Here is a 16,989-nt window from a genome sequence, read left to right as displayed (position 1 = left end):
ATTCCTTTCAGATCGCCCTTCAGATCGGTAGCCGGCGGCCCTGATCGCGAACCAGATCGCCGAGCTTTTCCAGGTAAAGCGCACCGTCGACGGTGCGCTTGATAAGCACGTTGCGTCGGTCGGCCTCGTCGCGCACCCGGTCGACCAGGCCCATCTCGCCCATCGTGTCCAAGGCCCGGGTGATGACCGGCTTGGTGACTTCAAGTGTCGCGGCAAGCCCGCGCACCGTATGCGGCGGCGGCACCAGATAAATATGCAGCAGGATCGCCATCTGGCGCAACGTCAAATCGCGGTCGTCGTGGCGGACCTGATCGAGCGCCACGCCATGCCAGAGCCCCAGCGCCTGCGAGGCGGTCAGTTCGATCGGCACGGCCCCTCCGGAAGATCGTTACGCTAGCGTTCCATTTTCCGGCAGTTGCCATGGACATGCAAGGGGCACTGGAAATTGCCGCCCGGCAAGGTGAATAAAATTTTAACGATCGGCAGCGAGGCGCAACGCGTGAACACGCGACGCGCCTAACACCTTTCGCGCACGGCCTCAGCGCAGGCTCTCGCGGATATGATGGAAGAGCGCGCGGATCGCCTGCGCCTCACCACCGCCCGGCGAATGCGGCCGTTCGGACTGGGCCCAGCCGTAAATGTCGAAATGCGCCCAGCTCTTCGTCTTGCTGACGAAACGCTTGAGGAAGAGGGCCGCGGTGATCGCCCCCGCCATGCCGCCGGCTGGCGCATTGGTGAGGTCGGCGAACTTGGTGCGGATATCCTTTTCATAGCCGGAATAAAGCGGCAGGCGCCAGATCGGATCGTCGGTTTCCAGGCTCGCTTCGGTCAGGTCATGCGCCAGATTGCCGTCATCGGTGAAGAAGGGCGGCAGATCCGGACCCAGCGCCACGCGGGCTGCACCCGTCAGCGTCGCCATGTCGATCAAGAGTTCGGGTTCTTCCTCGTCGGCATAGGCCAGCGCATCGGCTAGGATCAGGCGGCCTTCGGCGTCGGTATTGTCGATCTGGACGGTCAGGCCCTTGCGGCTGCGGTAGATGTCGCCGGGGCGGAAGGCATTGGAGGAGATGGCGTTTTCGACGACGGGGACGATGACGCGCAGATCGACCTTCAGCTTGGCGTCCATGATCATCAGGGCGAGGCCCATGACATTGGCCGCACCGCCCATATCCTTCTTCATCAGCAGCATCGAGGCGGCGGGCTTGATGTCGAGACCACCGGTATCGAAGCAGACGCCCTTGCCGACGAGTGTCACCTTGCGATGGCCCTTTTTGCCCCAGCGCAGTTCGAGAAGGCGCGGTGCATCGGCGCTGGCGCGGCCGACGGTATGGACCAGCGGAAAGTTCTGCGTGAGCAGGTCGTCGCCCGATATAACCGACACCTCTGCCTTGTAATGTGCGGCCAGGCTGCGGAAGACGGCCTCGAGCTGGTTCGGCCCCATGTCGTTCGTCGGCGTATTGATGAGGTCGCGGGCGAGAAAGACGCCGGCGAGCTGGCGCTTGATGTCGGCACTGTCGGCATCACGGGGGATCATCAGCGTCGCCGCCGGCGATTTTTCCGATTTGTAGCGGTCGAAACGGTAGCTGCCGAGCCCGAAGCCAAGGGCCAGGCGATTGGCCGTCAGCGGCGCGGTTTCGATGTGCCAGTCGCCGGCCGGCAGCGCGCGGGCGAGCCGGCCGGTGATGTAAGGCTGCTCGGACGGATTGGTGCCGAGGCCGAAAAGCGCGCCGCCGAGATGGCCTTCGGCCGTCGGGATCAGCAGCAGCGATCCGCTTTCGGCCCTGTAACCCGCCCTGCGAGCCCAATCGAGCGCGATCGGATCGATCGTGCCGGTCTCGATATGGGCAGGGGTGACGGCAAAGATCGGCAGCGTCGAACCGCCCTTCGTGTTGAAAGGGGTCGGTCTCTCGATAAACTGATAGGGGGCCATGATTGTCCTTCGGCGCGCGTCAGGAATCGTTCCTTAACGGTCTGTTAGGGTTAACAGACTATTGCTGGAGCGAAGATTGCGTCAAACCTTTCCTGTTCCGCGTTCGAGGTCAGGCGCCGATTTCGGAATCCAGGAACGCATCATGCCTGCCTCGCTCACAACCACATTCACCAATCGTATCCTGCGGGGCGCTGCGGCATCGCTGATCGTCCTTGCGCTTGCCGGCTGCTCGACGACGACCAAGGACCGGATGACGACAGGCTCGGTGCCGAAGCTCACCAAGCCGGTTGAAGAGATGGACGCGACCGAGCTGCGCTCGGCGACCGACCGGCTCGGCCAAGCCTATGAAAAGAACCCGCGCGATCCCGTCAACGGCGTCAACTATGCCAATCTCCTGCGCATGAACGGCCGCGACACGCAGGCGCTCGCCGTCATGCAGCAGGTTGCGATCTCCAATCCCAGCGACCGCAACGTGCTGGCCGCCTACGGCAAGGCGCAGGCGGCGGCCGGCCAGTTCCAGCAGGCGCTCGACACGATCGGCCGCGCCCAGACGCCGGACCGTCCGGACTGGAGGCTGATCTCGGCGCAGGGCGCGATCCTCGACCAGATGGGCCGGGCGAGCGATGCCCGGCAGCGTTATCGCGATGCGCTCGACATCCAGCCGAACGAGCCGTCGATCCTTTCCAACCTCGGCATGTCCTATGTGCTGACCGGCGATTTGCGCACGGCCGAAACCTATCTCCGCTCGGCCGCCAGCCAGCCCACCGCCGACAGCCGCGTCAGGCAGAACCTTGCCCTCGTCGTCGGCCTGCAGGGACGTTTCCCGGAGGCCGAGCAGATCGCCCGGCGCGAACTTTCGCCGCAGCAGGCCGATGCCAATGTCGCCTATATCAGAGGCATGCTCTCGCAGCAGAATTCCTGGCAGAAACTCGCCGCCAAGGACAAGACGCCGGCAGCGGCGGACGGCAGCAATACCAACTGACGAATGACCCGGATCGTGTCATCCGGCAGTCCGGGGCCTTCTCAGCGGGCGCTCAGGCCCGAAAGTATCAGACGAAGGCCAAGGCCGCCCATGACGGCACCGGCGGTCCGGTCTATCCAGCTCTTCGCGGCGAGATAGAGCCGCCGTGGGTGGCGGGCCGAAAAGGCGAAGGCCACGGTCGAATACCACCCAGCTTCCACCGCAAAGACGCCGAGCGGCAGCGCAATGATGAGATCAAGCGGTACCGTCCTGGGGAGAAGCGCGGCAAAGAGGCTGGCATAGACGATGATGGTCTTCGGGTTGCTGAGCTGGGTCAGCAGCGCGGTCGTGAAGCTGCGCATCGGCGCGCGGTGGCTATGGACGGCGTCGGAAACCTCGAGCGGCTGTGCGGCGCCTCTCCAGATGTTGACGGCGATATAGACGAGATAGGCGCCGCCTGCGACCTTCAGTAGCACATAGAGCCATTCGAACTGCGACAGCAGCGCCGTCAGACCGGCAAGCGCCAGCACGGCAAAAACCACACCGCCGGCGCCCATGCCGAGCGCGGCCGCAAAACCGTCCAGCCGCGACCGCGAAACGGCAATCCTGGAGACGACGACGAAGCTCGGGCCGGGGCTCATGGCCCCGACTGCCAGGGCCGCCATGATGCTGATGAAAACGCCTGCAGAAGACATCCCAGAACCCTCGTTGCGATAGAAGGTACTGCATAATCGCCTAAATCGGAATCGATTTAACCGCAGCAGGCATCAGAACTTGTCCGACACCTGGATGCCGGCCGGACCGAGAATGACAGCGATCAGCACCGGCAGGAAGAACAGGATCATCGGCACTGTCAGTTTCGGCGGCAGGGCGGCCGCCTTCTTTTCCGCTTCGTTCATGCGCTCGTCGCGTCCTTCCTGGGCGAGAACGCGCAGCGCCTGGGCGACCGGCGTGCCGTAGCGATCGGCCTGGATCAGCGCCTGGGTCACCGAGCGGACCAGCTCGATCTGGGTGCGCGTGGCAAGATTTTCGAGCGCCACGCGGCGATCCGGCAGGAAGGAGAGCTCGGCCGTGGTCAGCACCATCTCTTCGGCGAGCGCCGGCGACTGCTCGCCGAGCTCCTCCGACACACGACGCATCGCAGCCTCGATCGAGATGCCGGATTCGACGCAGATCAGCATCAGGTCCAGCGCATCCGGCCAGGCGCGCTTGATCGAATACTGGCGTTTGCCCATGCGGTTCGAGATATAGATGTTCGGCGCGTAGAAACCGAGATAACCGACGCCGATGATGGCGAAGAGGCGGATGGGCGTGCCCCTTTCGGCAAGATTGCCGAGGCCGAAGACCCAGAAGGCGGCAAGCGCCAGGAACAGGAAGGGCAGCAGGAAACGCGCGACGAGGAAGGTATTCAACGCATTTTCCGAGCGCAAACCGGCGGCACGCAGCTTGTTGACCGTATTCTCGTCGACGAGGGCCTTGCGCAGGTTGAAGCGCTCGACGATCTGGCGGACCGAACGGTTGTTCTGGCTCCGGAGCGATGCCTTGCCGGCTCCGGGTTCGGCATTCATGCGGGCGCGTTCGCGCGCGCGGATCTGCTCGCGCTCGGTCGATACGGCCTTCATCCGCTTGTTGAGATCGCCACGTTCGAAGAAAGGAATGGCAATCGTGTAAAAGGTGGCGAAGACGGCGATCGCGACGAGGAGCGCGATCAGCATGCTCGGATTGGTCAGGGTTGCGGCAAGGTCCTGCGACATGGTGCGTCCTTCCGGCTAGATGTCAAAATTGACCATGTTGCGCATGACGAGGATGCCGATCGACATCCAGATCCCCGAGATGCCCATGATGAGATGGCCGCGCGGATCAGTGAAAAGGATCATCATGTAATTCGGCGAGGTGAGATAGACGAGGGTCGCAACGATGAAGGGCAGAGCGCCGATGATGACGGCCGACGCCTTGGCTTCCATCGACAATGCCGAGACCTTGGCCTTCATCTTCCTGCGCTCGCGCAGCACCTTGGAGAGGTTGCCGATCGCTTCGGAGAGATTGCCGCCGGCCTGCGACTGGATGGCGATGACGATGGCGAAGAAGTTGACTTCCTGAAGCGGCATATGGAGCGTCATGCGCCCGCAGGCGTCGGGAATGCTGAGCCCCACCTGCTGCGCCTCGATCACCCGCCGGAACTCGCTCTTGACCGGCTCGGTGCCTTCGGTGGCGATCAGACGGATCGCATCGTTGAGCGGCAGCCCCGATTTGATCGAGCGGGTGATGACGTCGAGCGCATTGGGGAGCTCGTTGAGGAACTTGTTCTGGCGGCGCTTGATCAGGAAGCCGACGATCCAGCGCGGCAGGCCGAGACCGGCGACGACGGCGATACCGATCATCACCATAGGGGATGCCCCGACGACAAAGGCCACGAGCAGCAGCACGCAGGCGAAGATGGCACTGATGAGATAGAATTTCGCCACGGTGATCGCCAGACCGGCCTGCACCAGCCTAGACTTCAGCGACAGGGTCTTCTTGGTCTTTTCGTGCTGGCGCTTTTCCAGATCCTTGAGATTGTCCTGCACCGATTTACGGCGCTTCGACAGCTCCTGCACCCGATCGCGCGCAGCCTTGACCTTGACCCGGTCGACTTCGGCCGATTTGACGCGGTTGATGCGGCTTGCCGATTTCTTGTCGGCCTCGATCCGGGAAAACAACAGGGCATAGGCGACCGCCGCCGCGGAGACGGCGGCGAGGACGGTGATTGCCAGCACTATCGGATCGAACCCGAACATTTCGCCTATTCCTTCGTTTTCGCTTCCATCGCGTCGAGGGCGGCGGCAAGACGCTTTTCCTCGTTGAAGTAGCGGGCGCGATCCCAGAAATGCGGCTTGCCGATGCCGGTCGACATGTGCCGGCCGATCAGGCGGCCGCCCGCATCCTCGCCCTCGATCTCGTAACGCATCAGGTCCTGGGTGATGATGACGTCGCCTTCCATGCCGATCACCTCGGTAATCTGGGTGATACGGCGCGAACCGTCGCGAAGACGTGCTGCCTGAACGATGACGTCCACCGAACTCGAAATAATCTCACGCACCGTCTTTGCCGGCAGGGTGAAGCCGCCCATGGCGATCATCGATTCGATACGGCTCAGGCATTCACGCGGCGTGTTGGCGTGGATGGTGCCCATTGAGCCGTCGTGACCCGTGTTCATCGCCTGCAGCAAGTCGAAAACTTCAGGTCCGCGCACTTCGCCGACGATGATGCGCTCGGGACGCATACGCAGGCAGTTCTTGACGAGATCGCGCATGGTGATCTCGCCCTCGCCTTCGATATTCGGCGGGCGTGTTTCCAGACGCACGACATGCGGCTGCTGCAATTGCAGTTCGGCGGTATCCTCGCAGGTGATGACGCGTTCATCCCTGTCGATATAGTTGGTGAGGCAGTTCAAAAGCGTCGTCTTGCCCGAGCCGGTGCCGCCTGAAATGACGACGTTGCAGCGCACCCGCCCGATGATCTGCAGCACGGTCGCGCCTTCCGGCGTGATCGCGCCGAAACGGACGAGCTGATCGAGCGTCAGCTTGTCCTTCTTGAACTTGCGGATGGTGAGCGCCGGCCCGTCGATCGACAGCGGCGGCGCGATGACGTTGACACGCGAGCCATCGGGCAGGCGGGCGTCGCAGATCGGGCTCGATTCGTCGACGCGGCGGCCGACCTGGCTGACGATACGCTGGCAGATCGAGAGAAGCTGCGCATTGTCGCGAAAGCGGATTTCCGATTCGATCGTCTTGCCGCCGACTTCGATGAAGGTCTGGCCGGCGCCGTTGACCATGATGTCGGCAATATCGTCGCGCGCCAGCAATGGCTCCAGCGGACCGTAGCCGAGAACGTCGTTGCAGATATCCTCGAGCAGCTCTTCCTGCTCGGAAATCGACATCGCAAAATTCTTGATGGTGATGATGTCGTTGACGATGTCGCGGATTTCCTCGCGGGCGCTTTCGCCGTCGAGCTTGGAAAGCTGCGAGAGATCGATCGTATCGATCAGCGCGGAGAAGACCTGCGCCTTGGTGTCGTAATATTCATCGGTGCGAACAGGGCGCTTGCGCTGCGGCGTCTGCATCGGCGGCGGCGTCACCTGCTGTCGTGCAGGCTCGCGCGAGGGTTCGACCAGAATAGAGGGGGAAGAGGCCGCAGGGGCTGCGGCCGGAGCCGGCGGCGGGGGAGCAATCGCTCCTCCGACCTTTCCGGAACCTTCGTTTCCGCGTTTTCCAAACATGCCGCTTAATCCAATCTGCTCTATCTTTTTGTTTTCACGCAATTCCCGGCAAAAGCGCTTTGCGCATTGCCTGGCAGAACCGCTGCTGTTTTGCTGGAATTGCTCATCGTCTACTTGCGCTTCAGGAGGCCCAGCAGTCCGCCCTTCTTCGCCTTCCTGATCGCGACACGGCCGGTGACGATGTGCGATATCTGCGAAAAAGTTTCCGCCGTCGGCGACTTCGGGTCGACTTCCGAAATCATCCGGCCGCTATTGGCGGCATTGCCGAAAAGATTGATGTCGAAGGGAATGATGGCGATCGGATCGATCTCCAGGGGCTCGCAGAAATCCGACGGCGAAATCTCCGGGCGTTTCGGCATGCCGACCTGATTGAGGATGAGATGCGGCGGCTTGTCGTTCGGCCGCATCTTGCGCAGCGCGTCGAGCATGTTCTTGGCATTGCGCAGGTTGGCGAGATCGGGAACCGCCGTGATGACCACTTCGTCGACGCTTGATAGCACCGAGCGCGTCCATTCCGACCATGCATGCGGAACATCGAGCACGGTAACGGGCGCGCTGCGCTGCAGGACATCGAGCACCGGCTGGAAGGCCTGGCCGTCGAAATCATAGGCACGGTCGAGCAGCGAAGGGGCCGCAAGGAGGGAAAGATGCTCGGAGCATTTCGTCAGCAGGCGGTCGAGGAAGACCTCGTCGAGACGATCGGGCGCGAAGACCGCTTCGGCGATGCCCATGGCCGGATCCTGGTCGAAGTCGATATTGGCCGTGCCATAGGGCAGGTCGAGATCGGCGAGGATCGTCTCGGTGGAGAAGAGATTGGAAATGCCGAAGGCGCAATTGTGGGCGATGGTCGAAGCGCCGGTGCCGCCCTTCGAGCCGATGAAGGCGACACTGCGGCCGAGCGGCTCGGCTTCCGGATCGACGAAGATCGATGCCATCGACGCCAGGATATCGGGCATGGCGACGGGCTGGACCATATATTCGGAAATGCCGTTGCGGATGAGCTCGCGATAAAGCCCGATATCGTTGTAGTAACCGATAATGACGACCTTGGTCGTCGGATCGCAGACGGCGGCGAGCGGCGCAAGTTCGCCGAGGAGGTTTGCCGCATTCGCCTTGGTCTCGAGGATGATGAGGTTCGGCGTCGGGGCGCCGGAAAACATATTGGCGGCAGCGGCGATGCCGCCGCTGGTGATGCGCATGCTGACCTTGGCCACGCGCCGATCGTTGGCGCAGCGTTCCATGATATGCTGCAGCGCCTCGCTCTCGCAGAAGGCATGGACAGAGATGCGCGGCAGCGGCCGCATATTTTCCAGATCCGCCATGCGCACCGCCTCTTCGGCGTGGCGAAGCTCGCTGGGATTCTTGATGTCGTATTCGATCGCGCTCATCGTCCCGTTCCGCCTCAGAAGCTGCTGTCGCTGCCGGCGACCTCTTCGATCGTCGATGTCGTCGTCCGGTATTCCTGGATCGCGTTGTTGCGCCGCTGCGCGTCGATCGGGGTCATGCCGCGAGGCGCCACCAGATCCTCGGGATTGGCGACCTGGGCGGCAAGGTTGTTCTGCGAGGCGCAGCCGAAATTATAGTAATTCTGGTTGGTGAGATCGCTCGAAATGTCTTTTGGCCACTGACCGCATTGCGTCGTGATTGCGGTGGTGCCGGTAAAGCTCAGCCGGATCGGCGCCGCATCGCCGGGCCCGGCTGCGGCATAGGAGGTGTAGATGATTTTCGAGCTTGCTATCCCCCGCGAAGCCAGCTCGGCGCGGACCTGATTGCGCAGTTGATAGGCTGCCGCCGAATTCGGCGAGCCTTGCGGCGACAGCACGTAAACCGGACCCGAGGCGCGCGCGGTGTAGTTTGCGGCAAAACCGCGGATGAGGTCACGCTGAGCGCTGGTCAGGCGGCGATCGGTGGAGGCGACGGGTATATCGACCGTCTGCTCGGCCTCGGTCACGATGATCGGGTGGCGGGCGCGGTAATCATCCGGAATACCGCCTGTTGTCAGCTGGTCGTGCGGGCCGGCGCATCCGGAAAGGATCGCCACCGAAATGGCGGCTGCGGACAGCAGCGCCTTCGAGATTCCGAGGCGGGGTGTCGTCGATTTCATATGGGCCATCGCCTGATCTCTGTTCTCGTCCATTGCTGCCGATCCTGTCCCGCTCATTTGTAGATGAACCCGATCGAGCCGTGGAATTGCGCATCGGCGACGGGCGCCTCGCGGCGGCCGTAGACCTTGTTGACACGGTTGAGGAAGAAGGTTGCGCCGTCGTTCTCGGGGCTGAAATTATCGTCCGGCCGGTTGAGCTGATTGCGCGCCACCGGGCGCACGAGATACGGAGTCGCGATGATGACGAGCTCGGTTTCCTGACGCTCGAAACCTTTCTGGCGGAACAGCGTCCCGAGCAGCGGGATCTTCGAGACGCCGGGCGTGCCGCCCATCGTCTGGGAAACGTTGTCGCGGATCAGGCCGGCGAGCGCGATCGAACCGCCGGAGGGCAGCTCCACCGAAGTCTCCGCCGAACGGCGCTGATAGGTGGCGTTGCCGCTGCCGGCCACCGGTTCGGAGACGTTGGTCTTGATCTCAAGGCTGATGCGTCCCGATGACAGCACGACTGGCTTGAAGGCGAGGTTGATACCGTAGTTGAACGGCGTGACGGTGACATTGCCGTCGCTGTCCGTCGTCGAATAAAGCTGCTGGCCGCCGGAATTGAAGGTCGCGGCCTGGCCCGATATCGCCGTCAGCGTCGGCTCCGCCAGCGTCTTGACAACCTTGGCCTGCTCCAGCGCGTTGAGGTAGGTAGAGATGTCGTATTTGCCGATCGTGCTCTTGAAGAGCGCCGCCAGGCCGCCGCCAACCGTCGATGTGGCGCTGTCGGCACTGGGGCTGCCGAGCTGGGCGACCGTCATGCCGGAGGAATTGGAAACGAGATTGTCGAAGCCGAGCTGCTTCAGCACCTCGCGGCGCACTTCGGCGATCGTCACCTTGAGGGTGACCTGGTCCTCACCCTCGATCTGCAGGAGATTGACGACCTGCGAGGCCTGGCGGCCTTCGGCAAAGAGCGCCACCGAGCTGTCACCGCCGGTGCCGGATGCCGTCTCGGTTCTGGTCGTCGCCTCGCCGCCCTTCAGGAAGACCTGCGCCAGATCGGCCGCCTGCGTGGCGTCCTGCGGCGTGCGCACGGTGCCGGTCAGCACGATGTTGTCGGAGACGATTTCAACGTTGATGTTGGAATCTGGAATGAAGCGGCGGAGATTGACTTCGAGGCCGGAGACGTCACGCTCGATCTCGATGTCGAGATTAACGATCTCCTGCCCGCCGGCGCCGAAGACGAAGATATTCGTCTGGCCGACCTTCTTGCCGAACAGGTAGATGCGCCGCGAGGTGCGGGTCACGGCATCGGCCATGGTCGGATCGGATACGAGGATATCATGCGCATCCTCCGGCAGATCGACGACAACGGCCTTGTTCAGCCCGAGCTTCAGCCGGCGGTGGGCATCGCGGCCGGTCTGAGAGATGCGGATCAGGTTCTCGGAATCGGCGCGTGCCTCGCCTGCCCCGAGAAACGGCGCGAAAGAGGCCGGCGCCGCTCCGGAGACGCCGACTGCCAGCGAAAGGCAGCCTGTCAGGAGAAGCCGGGTGCGCCGCGTTGCATTGCCCATTTGCACGTCCTTTTACTCCGCCTTCGGCGCGCTGCTGGCATCCGTAACGATGGCGCCCGATTTGATGACTTGAATGATGGCACTGCCGTTGTCGCCGCTCAGCAGATAATCGGCGGCGCTGGTATCCTGCTCCTGCGCATCGGCGACCGAGCGCAGCGCCAGAGACAACCGGTCCGCCATCTGCTGGGCAACGGCGAGAACCTTCGTCTGGTCAGGGGTGAGCTCGAGGGTGGCGGTGGTGCCGACCACGGCCTTCGAGCCGTCGTCCTTTTCCTGGATCTGCTGATCGATGGCGAGGACGCGGACATTGCTGAGCACGGTTTCGGTGATGAGCTTGTCGGCTTCGGTGCCCTTGCGGACCATGATGACATCGACGCGGTCGTTCGGCAGGATGAAACCGCCGGCACCGGTCGCCACCGATATCTCGGTCGCCACGGCGCGCTTGCCGGCCGGCAACAGCGACGACAGGATGCGGCTGCTGGAATCGGCGATCTTTTCCGGCCGGATCGGTTCACCTTCGAAAATCGGCAGACGCACGACGGCGCCCTGCAGATCCTTGATCGCATCCGGCTTGTCGGTTTCGGTGATGAGGCCCGGGACGACGCCGCCCTGCGGCCAGGCCATCCAATGTACCGACCCGTCCTCGATCCTTGCGCCGACCGCCAGATTGCCGGTGGAGACGAGGACGTTGACCGTCGGTTCCTTCTCGATGACCGACTGAACCTGGGTGACGACACCGCCGCTGCCTGCCATTTGCATCGCCAGCAGGCCGGCAAGGCCGGCTGCCGCCACAGCGACAGCGAGAATTATAAGGCGGGCCGGTTTCATCGATCATTCCTCAGGGCACGATATGTTCGCCCCGCAGAATGCTCAGCAAATGGTATAATTATGGTTAATGGAACGCTTAGATTTTAAGTTAACGGGCATTTAAAATGCCGTTATTTCAGGCTTTCCAACGCAGCGAGGAACAGCGGCGAGGAGGGGAAGGCCATGAAGCCGCCGATCGCGATGGCGATGCCGTAGGGAATCTTCTTGGCCAGCAGAACCGAGTTCGGCACCGGCAGGCCGATGGCGAGGATGATGTGCGATTGCGCTCTGACCAGCAGGATCAGCAAGGTGATCAGGCCGCCGATCATGGCGACGTCGGTCATCAGGAAAACCAGCGATTCGTTCAGGCCGAACCAGAGCGCGGTGGCGCTCAAGAGCTTGGCGTCGCCGCCGCCCATCACATTGAAAGCAAAAAGGGCGAAGCAGATGCAGAAGACGATGGCCGCTGCGGCGAGATGCATGCCGATCATCTCCCAGCCCAGGCCGGAGAGCGGTGCAAGGAGAAAGAAGGAAGAAATGAGGACCAGGGAAATACGATTCGGGATCGTCATGGTGAACAGATCCGAGAAAGCCGCCGTGGCGAGGCAGAGTGGCAGTATCAGGAAGACTGCAGCTGCGATCATCGATATTCCCGATCATAACGAGATGCGAAAAGGCTCACGGCCGTTCAGCCTGTGAGCCCGCTCGAATAGTTCGGCCGGAGGAAATCCGGCCGGCATATGCCAATGCCGTTAGCCAGCAGCGATTAGCCGCCGCTCGCCGTGACCGAGCTGTCCATCTTGGTGCTCAAGCCGTTAAACGTGTTGCCGATCTTGCCGCCAAGGCTCGTTGCGCCGGTGATGAGCGCTACGGAAATGAGGGCGGCGATCAGGCCGTATTCGATTGCGGTCGCGCCGGATTCGTCCTTCAGAAAGCGGCTAAAAAGCTTGGTCATGGTAACTCCTAACTCCAGTTGATGTTCAGCACGTCCGCCAACTGTTGCCGTTGATCGGATGACTGCAACCTAGCGAATGGCCGTTTCCATCGACTTAAGGAAAAGAGTTAACGAGATGCGAACGAGACAAAAGGCCCTATACACAGTAAGTATTTCATTACCGACTCACCTCAATATTTAACAATACTTCTGAGATTATCGCTGAATTCATCCAGAAACGGAACAAGCGCGGCTTCAACCGAGCGCGCGCGGGCCCGCACGCCGCACCAAATCGGATCATCACGCCTCATAGCGGAACAAAAGGGAGGGCTTAAGGCTTCGTTCACCATTTTTTCCCATTCTATGCGAATATTGCGCTGTGATCGTGAAAGAGGACCAAATGTCATCGAGCGGCAAAACCATTTTCTTTGCCGGCATGATCGCCGTTTTCGGTGTTTCGGGAATTTCCGCGGCCGCAGACGATGACATGCTGCGCGTCTATATGGATCACGCGCGCGTATTGAAGCTCGACCGCGCGGTCAGCAAGGTCATCGTCGGCAATGCCAAGGTCGCGGACGCGACCGTCGCCGACGCCAAGACAATCGTGCTGACCGGACGCAGCTTCGGCACCACCAATCTGGTGCTGCTCGACGCCGACGGCAATGCAATCCTCGACGAGCGTATTCTGGTGTCGATCGATGAGGGCAATACGGTGCGCGTCTACCGGCAGACCGAACGCTCCGTGCTGTCCTGCACGCCGAACTGCGAGCAGCATGCACAGCAGGCGACCACCAGCACCACCTCGCCCTGATCGACTTACCGCACGTCTTCGGCCATTCGTTAAAATCGTCGCATCAGATTGAAACGGAAAATCAACGAACGGACCCTAGTGTGACGGACACAGAATGTCGCTCGGGTCCAGGCCATGACGGTAATTGATCAGAAGATGGATAAAGCGCACTCCCTAGCGCCGTTCCGTTTCTCACGGTTTCGCGCTCTCGCCCGCTCGCGCGAGGGGGCGGCAGCGATCGAATTCGCCCTGCTCGCCATCCCCTATTTCCTGGTGATTTTCGCAATCCTCGAAACTTTCGTCGCCTTTGCTGCCGAAGAACTGGTCTCCAACGGCGTCGATACGATGAGCCGCAAGATGCGAACCGGGCAGATTACCTATAATCTCGGCCGCACGACCGATATGACCCAGGCGCAGTTCCGCCAGGCTTTCTGTAATGAGATCTCGATCCTGATCCGCTGCTCGGCGAGCGAAGTCGCCACGCCGAGCAAGCTCTACCTGGATGTGCAGACGTTCAGCAGCTTTTCGGCCATTCCAACGACGATCCCCAAGCTTTCCACCGACAAATATGCCGATATCAACACGGCGGCCTTCAAATATACGCCGGGCGGTGCCGGCACCGTCAACATGGTGCGCGCCTATTACCGCTGGGAAATTATCACGGACCTGGTCCGGCCTTATATCACGACGATCCGTCCCTCCGACGGTTCGATGCCGAGGGAATATCTGATCGTCGCGACCGCAGCCTTCCAGAACGAGCAGTATCCATAATGGCGTTGCGCAACCCGTTCACCAGACTGGTACTGTCAGCGCGGCGGCTCATCGCAGACCGCAAGGGCGCCGGCGCGATCGAATTCGCCATCCTCTTTCCCGTGCTCGTCATGCTCTATATCGGCGCTTTCGAGATCACGATCGGCCTCAGCGTCAGCAAGCGGGCAACACGCGCCGCAGGTTCGATCGCCGACCTCGTCACCCAGCAGCAATCCGTCACCAAGAGCGCGCTTGCGCAGATGCCCTCGGTCGCAACCGCGATCTTCGTGCCTTACAACTCGACGTCGCTGACGTTGAAGATCACCGGCATTACCGTCGACGCCGGCGCCAATGCGAAGGTGCTGTGGTCCTGGGCGCAGGACGGCACGGCGCCCTACGCCAAGAACACCGCCGTGTCCGACGTGCCGTCCGATATGAAGACGGCAAACAGCTTCCTGGTTCGCACCGAGCTCAGCATCCCCTATACGATGTTCCTGTTTGCGCCGAACTTCATGCCGGATGGAATGCGCACGATCACCATCAGCCGCAGTTACTTCTACCGGCAGCGGCAAGGCGACTCGATCCCCTGCGGCGATTGCTGACGCCCTTATCCCTCCTCTGGAATTTGCCAAGCCAGGCTCGGCATTATATGGCTGGATTTCACCGCCGCCGACATTCCGGAGGCGGACGATCGGCTCTCTCGGGTGTAAAATGGCGCGTGCCTTTCTTTTCGTTCTGGATTCTTTCGGCGTCGGCGGAGCACCGGATGCGGCGGCCTATGGCGACGAGGGCGCCGATACGCTCGGCCATATTGCCGAGTTCTGCGCAGCGGGCGCCGCAGACCGCGCCGGATTGCGCGAGGGGCCGCTTTCCCTGCCCAACCTGTCGGAACTCGGGCTGATGCAGATCGCACGCTCGGCCTCCGGCCGGTTCCCGGCCGGCATGCCGGTGCCCGAGAAGGTCTACGGCATTTATGGCGCCGCCACCGAAATCTCCCGCGGCAAGGATACGCCGTCCGGCCATTGGGAAATTGCCGGAACACCCGTCAACTTCGATTGGGGTTATTTCCCGATAGAGGGCGACGCCTTTCCGCCGGAGCTGCTGGAAGCACTGTGCAGGGAGGCCGATGTGCCCGGCATTCTCGGCAACTGCCATGCCTCGGGAACGGAGATCATCGCCCGGCTTGGCGAGGAGCATATCCGCACCGGCAAGCCGATCTGCTACACTTCCTCGGATTCCGTCTTCCAGGTCGCGGCGCACGAGGTGCATTTCGGTCTCGATCGTCTGCTGACTTTCTGCCGTCTGGCCCGCGGGATGCTCGATCGCTACAATATCGGCCGCGTCATCGCCCGGCCTTTCGTCGGCCAGTCCGCCTCTACCTTCCAACGCACCGGAAACCGGCGCGACTTCTCCGTGCTGCCGCCGGAGCCGACGCTGCTCGACCGGCTCATCGAGCACAACAGGCATGTGCATGCTGTCGGTAAGATCGGCGACATCTTCGCGCATCAGGGCATTTCGCGGGTCATCAAGGCGACCGGCAACGAGCAACTGATGGATGCGACGCTTTCCACTATCGACGAGGCCGAGGACGGCGATCTCGTCTTCACCAATTTCGTCGATTTCGACATGATTTACGGACATCGCCGCGACGTGCCGGGTTATGCCGCCGCACTCGAAGCCTTCGATGCACGCCTGCCTGAGGTCCACAAGAAGCTGCAGCCTGGCGATCTCGTCGTGCTCACCGCCGACCATGGCTGCGACCCGACCTGGCGCGGTACGGACCATACGCGCGAACGCGTGCCCGTCATCGCCTATGGGCCCGGCATCCGGTCGCGCTCGATCGGCGTGCGCCGCAGCTATGCCGATATCGGCGAGAGCGTCGCGCGCCATCTCGGCATTCCGGCCGGACCGCATGGGAGGAGTTTTCTGTGACATTGCATTTGAAGAAGGTCGAGCTGCACTGCCATCTGGAGGGTGCGGCACCTCCTGCTCTGACCGAGGCGCAGGCGCTGAAATACGGCGTCGACATCAGCGGCGAGCTTCGTGGCGGCGCCTATGTCTGGCATGATTTCGCAAGCTTCCTCGAATGTTACGACAAGGTTTCCGAGGTCTACCGGACCGAGGAGGACTATGCGCTTCTGACCGAAACCTATCTCGACGAACTCGCCGGTATCAATACGATCTATAGCGAACTCATCGTGTCGCCCGACCACGGCAAGCGCATCGGGCTTGGCGCCGATGCCTACATAGCAGGTGTCTGCGAGGGCATCCGGCGGGCCAGGGAAAAGAGCGGCATCGAGGCCCGGCTGATCGTCACCGGCGAGCGGCATTTCGGCCCTGAGAGCGTGATCGGCGCTGCCGAATACGCGGCCAAGGCCGGCAATCCTTTGATAACGGGCTTCAATCTTGCCGGCGAGGAGCGCATGGGACGCGTCGCCGATTATATCAGAGCCTTCGATATCGCCCGCGATGCCGGCCTGGGGCTCACCATCCATGCCGGCGAGGTCTGCGGCGCCTTCAGTGTCGCCGACGCGCTCGATGCCGTGCGCCCCTCGCGCATCGGCCATGGCGTGCGCGCCATCGAGGACCTCGATCTGGTGAAGCGGCTTGCCGATCTCGGCACCGTGCTCGAAATCTGCCCCGGCTCCAATATTGCGCTTAAGGTCTTTCCCGATTTCGCATCGCATCCGCTGCGCCGGCTGAAGGAAGCCGGTGTGCGGGTAACGATCAGCTCGGACGATCCGCCTTTCTTTCATACTTCGCTCAAGCGAGAATACGAACTTGCCGCCGGGGCTTTCGGCTTCAGCGACGCCGAGATCGATGCCATGACGCGCACGGCGATCGAGGCTGCCTTCGTCGATGAAGAGACGCGCAAGGCCCTGCTCGCCCGGATTTAAGGGGA

At 62.0% G+C, this 16,989-nt stretch carries 18 protein-coding genes; 6 read left to right on the top strand and 12 right to left on the bottom strand.

Features of this window, described 5'->3' with window-relative positions:
* Positions 1-19 precede the first annotated feature (19 nt).
* Both CO666_RS12460 and CO666_RS12455 read right to left on the bottom strand, forming a co-directional pair.
* On the bottom strand, positions 20-370 hold the full coding sequence (locus tag CO666_RS12460; protein ID WP_097612428.1) for a MarR family winged helix-turn-helix transcriptional regulator: 351 nt from the start codon (positions 368-370) through the stop codon (positions 20-22).
* Positions 371-538: 168 nt separating this feature from the next.
* On the bottom strand, positions 539-1,930 hold the full coding sequence (locus tag CO666_RS12455) for a leucyl aminopeptidase family protein (RefSeq protein ID WP_097612427.1): 1,392 nt from the start codon (positions 1,928-1,930) through the stop codon (positions 539-541).
* Positions 1,931-2,072: 142 nt separating this feature from the next.
* Here CO666_RS12455 and CO666_RS12450 point away from each other — a divergent pair, with 142 nt between their 5' ends.
* Positions 2,073-2,912 (top strand): tetratricopeptide repeat protein, encoded by an 840-nt coding sequence (locus CO666_RS12450; RefSeq protein ID WP_097612562.1) that lies wholly within the window; start codon positions 2,073-2,075, stop codon positions 2,910-2,912.
* Between the two features lie 41 nt (positions 2,913-2,953).
* On the opposite strand, the gene CO666_RS12445 is transcribed toward CO666_RS12450, so the two are convergent.
* The 10 genes from CO666_RS12445 to CO666_RS12400 all read right to left on the bottom strand — a co-directional run bounded on the left by CO666_RS12445 (position 2,954) and on the right by CO666_RS12400 (position 12,568).
* Complete coding sequence (locus CO666_RS12445; protein WP_097612426.1) at positions 2,954-3,586, bottom strand: LysE family translocator; 633 nt, start codon at positions 3,584-3,586, stop codon at positions 2,954-2,956.
* A 72-nt stretch (positions 3,587-3,658) separates the two neighbouring features.
* Positions 3,659-4,645, bottom strand: a complete 987-nt coding sequence (locus tag CO666_RS12440) for a type II secretion system F family protein (protein WP_097612425.1) — start codon at positions 4,643-4,645, stop codon at positions 3,659-3,661.
* Positions 4,646-4,660: 15 nt separating this feature from the next.
* On the bottom strand, positions 4,661-5,668 hold the full coding sequence (locus CO666_RS12435) for a type II secretion system F family protein (protein WP_097612424.1): 1,008 nt from the start codon (positions 5,666-5,668) through the stop codon (positions 4,661-4,663).
* A gap of 5 nt (positions 5,669-5,673) precedes the next feature.
* Positions 5,674-7,149 (bottom strand): TadA family conjugal transfer-associated ATPase, encoded by a 1,476-nt coding sequence (locus CO666_RS12430; protein WP_085735648.1) that lies wholly within the window; start codon positions 7,147-7,149, stop codon positions 5,674-5,676.
* Positions 7,150-7,259: 110 nt separating this feature from the next.
* A complete protein-coding gene (locus CO666_RS12425) occupies positions 7,260-8,537 on the bottom strand; it encodes a CpaE/TadZ family protein (RefSeq protein WP_097612423.1) in 1,278 nt (425 codons plus the stop codon).
* A gap of 14 nt (positions 8,538-8,551) precedes the next feature.
* Positions 8,552-9,310, bottom strand: coding sequence for a CpaD family pilus assembly protein (locus CO666_RS12420; RefSeq protein ID WP_097612422.1), 759 nt, complete (start codon positions 9,308-9,310; stop codon positions 8,552-8,554).
* Positions 9,307-10,806 carry a type II and III secretion system protein family protein gene (locus CO666_RS12415; RefSeq protein WP_097612421.1) on the bottom strand — a complete coding sequence of 500 codons (1,500 nt, stop codon included), beginning with the start codon at positions 10,804-10,806 and terminating at the stop codon, positions 9,307-9,309. The genes CO666_RS12420 and CO666_RS12415 overlap by 4 nt, the downstream gene beginning before the upstream one ends.
* Positions 10,807-10,818: 12 nt before the next feature.
* On the bottom strand, positions 10,819-11,634 hold the full coding sequence (gene cpaB, locus CO666_RS12410; RefSeq protein ID WP_097612420.1) for a Flp pilus assembly protein CpaB: 816 nt from the start codon (positions 11,632-11,634) through the stop codon (positions 10,819-10,821).
* Between the two features lie 110 nt (positions 11,635-11,744).
* Positions 11,745-12,257, bottom strand: a complete 513-nt coding sequence (locus tag CO666_RS12405; RefSeq protein ID WP_097612419.1) for an A24 family peptidase — start codon at positions 12,255-12,257, stop codon at positions 11,745-11,747.
* Between the two features lie 122 nt (positions 12,258-12,379).
* Entirely contained in the window at positions 12,380-12,568 is a 189-nt protein-coding gene (locus CO666_RS12400; RefSeq protein ID WP_003555874.1) for a Flp family type IVb pilin, read from the bottom strand.
* Between the two features lie 379 nt (positions 12,569-12,947).
* Here CO666_RS12400 and CO666_RS12395 point away from each other — a divergent pair, with 379 nt between their 5' ends.
* The 5 genes from CO666_RS12395 (at position 12,948) to CO666_RS12375 (ending at position 16,984) form a co-directional block, all read left to right on the top strand.
* Complete coding sequence (locus CO666_RS12395) at positions 12,948-13,358, top strand: pilus assembly protein N-terminal domain-containing protein (RefSeq protein WP_097612418.1); 411 nt, start codon at positions 12,948-12,950, stop codon at positions 13,356-13,358.
* Between the two features lie 114 nt (positions 13,359-13,472).
* On the top strand, positions 13,473-14,108 hold the full coding sequence (locus CO666_RS12390; RefSeq protein WP_097612417.1) for a TadE/TadG family type IV pilus assembly protein: 636 nt from the start codon (positions 13,473-13,475) through the stop codon (positions 14,106-14,108).
* On the top strand, positions 14,108-14,689 hold the full coding sequence (locus tag CO666_RS12385) for a TadE/TadG family type IV pilus assembly protein (protein ID WP_097612416.1): 582 nt from the start codon (positions 14,108-14,110) through the stop codon (positions 14,687-14,689). Before CO666_RS12390 ends, CO666_RS12385 begins: the two co-directional genes overlap by 1 nt.
* A 109-nt stretch (positions 14,690-14,798) precedes the next feature.
* Positions 14,799-16,019 (top strand): phosphopentomutase, encoded by a 1,221-nt coding sequence (locus CO666_RS12380; RefSeq protein ID WP_097612415.1) that lies wholly within the window; start codon positions 14,799-14,801, stop codon positions 16,017-16,019.
* Positions 16,016-16,984, top strand: coding sequence for an adenosine deaminase (locus CO666_RS12375; protein ID WP_097612414.1), 969 nt, complete (start codon positions 16,016-16,018; stop codon positions 16,982-16,984). Before CO666_RS12380 ends, CO666_RS12375 begins: the two co-directional genes overlap by 4 nt.
* Positions 16,985-16,989: the final 5 nt, after the last annotated feature.

Source organism: Rhizobium chutanense (assembly GCF_002531935.1).
GTDB classification, from domain to species: Bacteria; Pseudomonadota; Alphaproteobacteria; order Rhizobiales; family Rhizobiaceae; genus Rhizobium; species Rhizobium chutanense.
The sequence above is the reverse complement of the archived record's forward strand: the minus strand, read 5'-3'. Positions and strand labels throughout refer to the sequence as shown.

What these genes read in the sequence shown, in the direction of transcription:
- CO666_RS12415 (WP_097612421.1), bottom strand. Translation starts at nt 10,806, where the DNA reads ATGGGCAATGCAACGCGGCGCACCCGGCTTCTCCTGACAGGCTGCCTT.
- CO666_RS12435 (WP_097612424.1), bottom strand. Translation starts at nt 5,668, where the DNA reads ATGTTCGGGTTCGATCCGATAGTGCTGGCAATCACCGTCCTCGCCGCC.
- CO666_RS12455 (WP_097612427.1), bottom strand. Translation starts at nt 1,930, where the DNA reads ATGGCCCCCTATCAGTTTATCGAGAGACCGACCCCTTTCAACACGAAG.
- CO666_RS12385 (WP_097612416.1), top strand. Translation starts at nt 14,108, where the DNA reads ATGGCGTTGCGCAACCCGTTCACCAGACTGGTACTGTCAGCGCGGCGG.
- CO666_RS12405 (WP_097612419.1), bottom strand. Translation starts at nt 12,257, where the DNA reads ATGATCGCAGCTGCAGTCTTCCTGATACTGCCACTCTGCCTCGCCACG.
- CO666_RS12440 (WP_097612425.1), bottom strand. Translation starts at nt 4,645, where the DNA reads ATGTCGCAGGACCTTGCCGCAACCCTGACCAATCCGAGCATGCTGATC.
- CO666_RS12380 (WP_097612415.1), top strand. Translation starts at nt 14,799, where the DNA reads ATGGCGCGTGCCTTTCTTTTCGTTCTGGATTCTTTCGGCGTCGGCGGA.
- CO666_RS12445 (WP_097612426.1), bottom strand. Translation starts at nt 3,586, where the DNA reads ATGTCTTCTGCAGGCGTTTTCATCAGCATCATGGCGGCCCTGGCAGTC.
- CO666_RS12420 (WP_097612422.1), bottom strand. Translation starts at nt 9,310, where the DNA reads ATGAGCGGGACAGGATCGGCAGCAATGGACGAGAACAGAGATCAGGCG.
- CO666_RS12395 (WP_097612418.1), top strand. Translation starts at nt 12,948, where the DNA reads ATGTCATCGAGCGGCAAAACCATTTTCTTTGCCGGCATGATCGCCGTT.
- CO666_RS12425 (WP_097612423.1), bottom strand. Translation starts at nt 8,537, where the DNA reads ATGAGCGCGATCGAATACGACATCAAGAATCCCAGCGAGCTTCGCCAC.
- CO666_RS12390 (WP_097612417.1), top strand. Translation starts at nt 13,473, where the DNA reads ATGACGGTAATTGATCAGAAGATGGATAAAGCGCACTCCCTAGCGCCG.
- CO666_RS12450 (WP_097612562.1), top strand. Translation starts at nt 2,073, where the DNA reads ATGCCTGCCTCGCTCACAACCACATTCACCAATCGTATCCTGCGGGGC.
- cpaB (WP_097612420.1), bottom strand. Translation starts at nt 11,634, where the DNA reads ATGAAACCGGCCCGCCTTATAATTCTCGCTGTCGCTGTGGCGGCAGCC.
- CO666_RS12400 (WP_003555874.1), bottom strand. Translation starts at nt 12,568, where the DNA reads ATGACCAAGCTTTTTAGCCGCTTTCTGAAGGACGAATCCGGCGCGACC.
- CO666_RS12430 (WP_085735648.1), bottom strand. Translation starts at nt 7,149, where the DNA reads ATGTTTGGAAAACGCGGAAACGAAGGTTCCGGAAAGGTCGGAGGAGCG.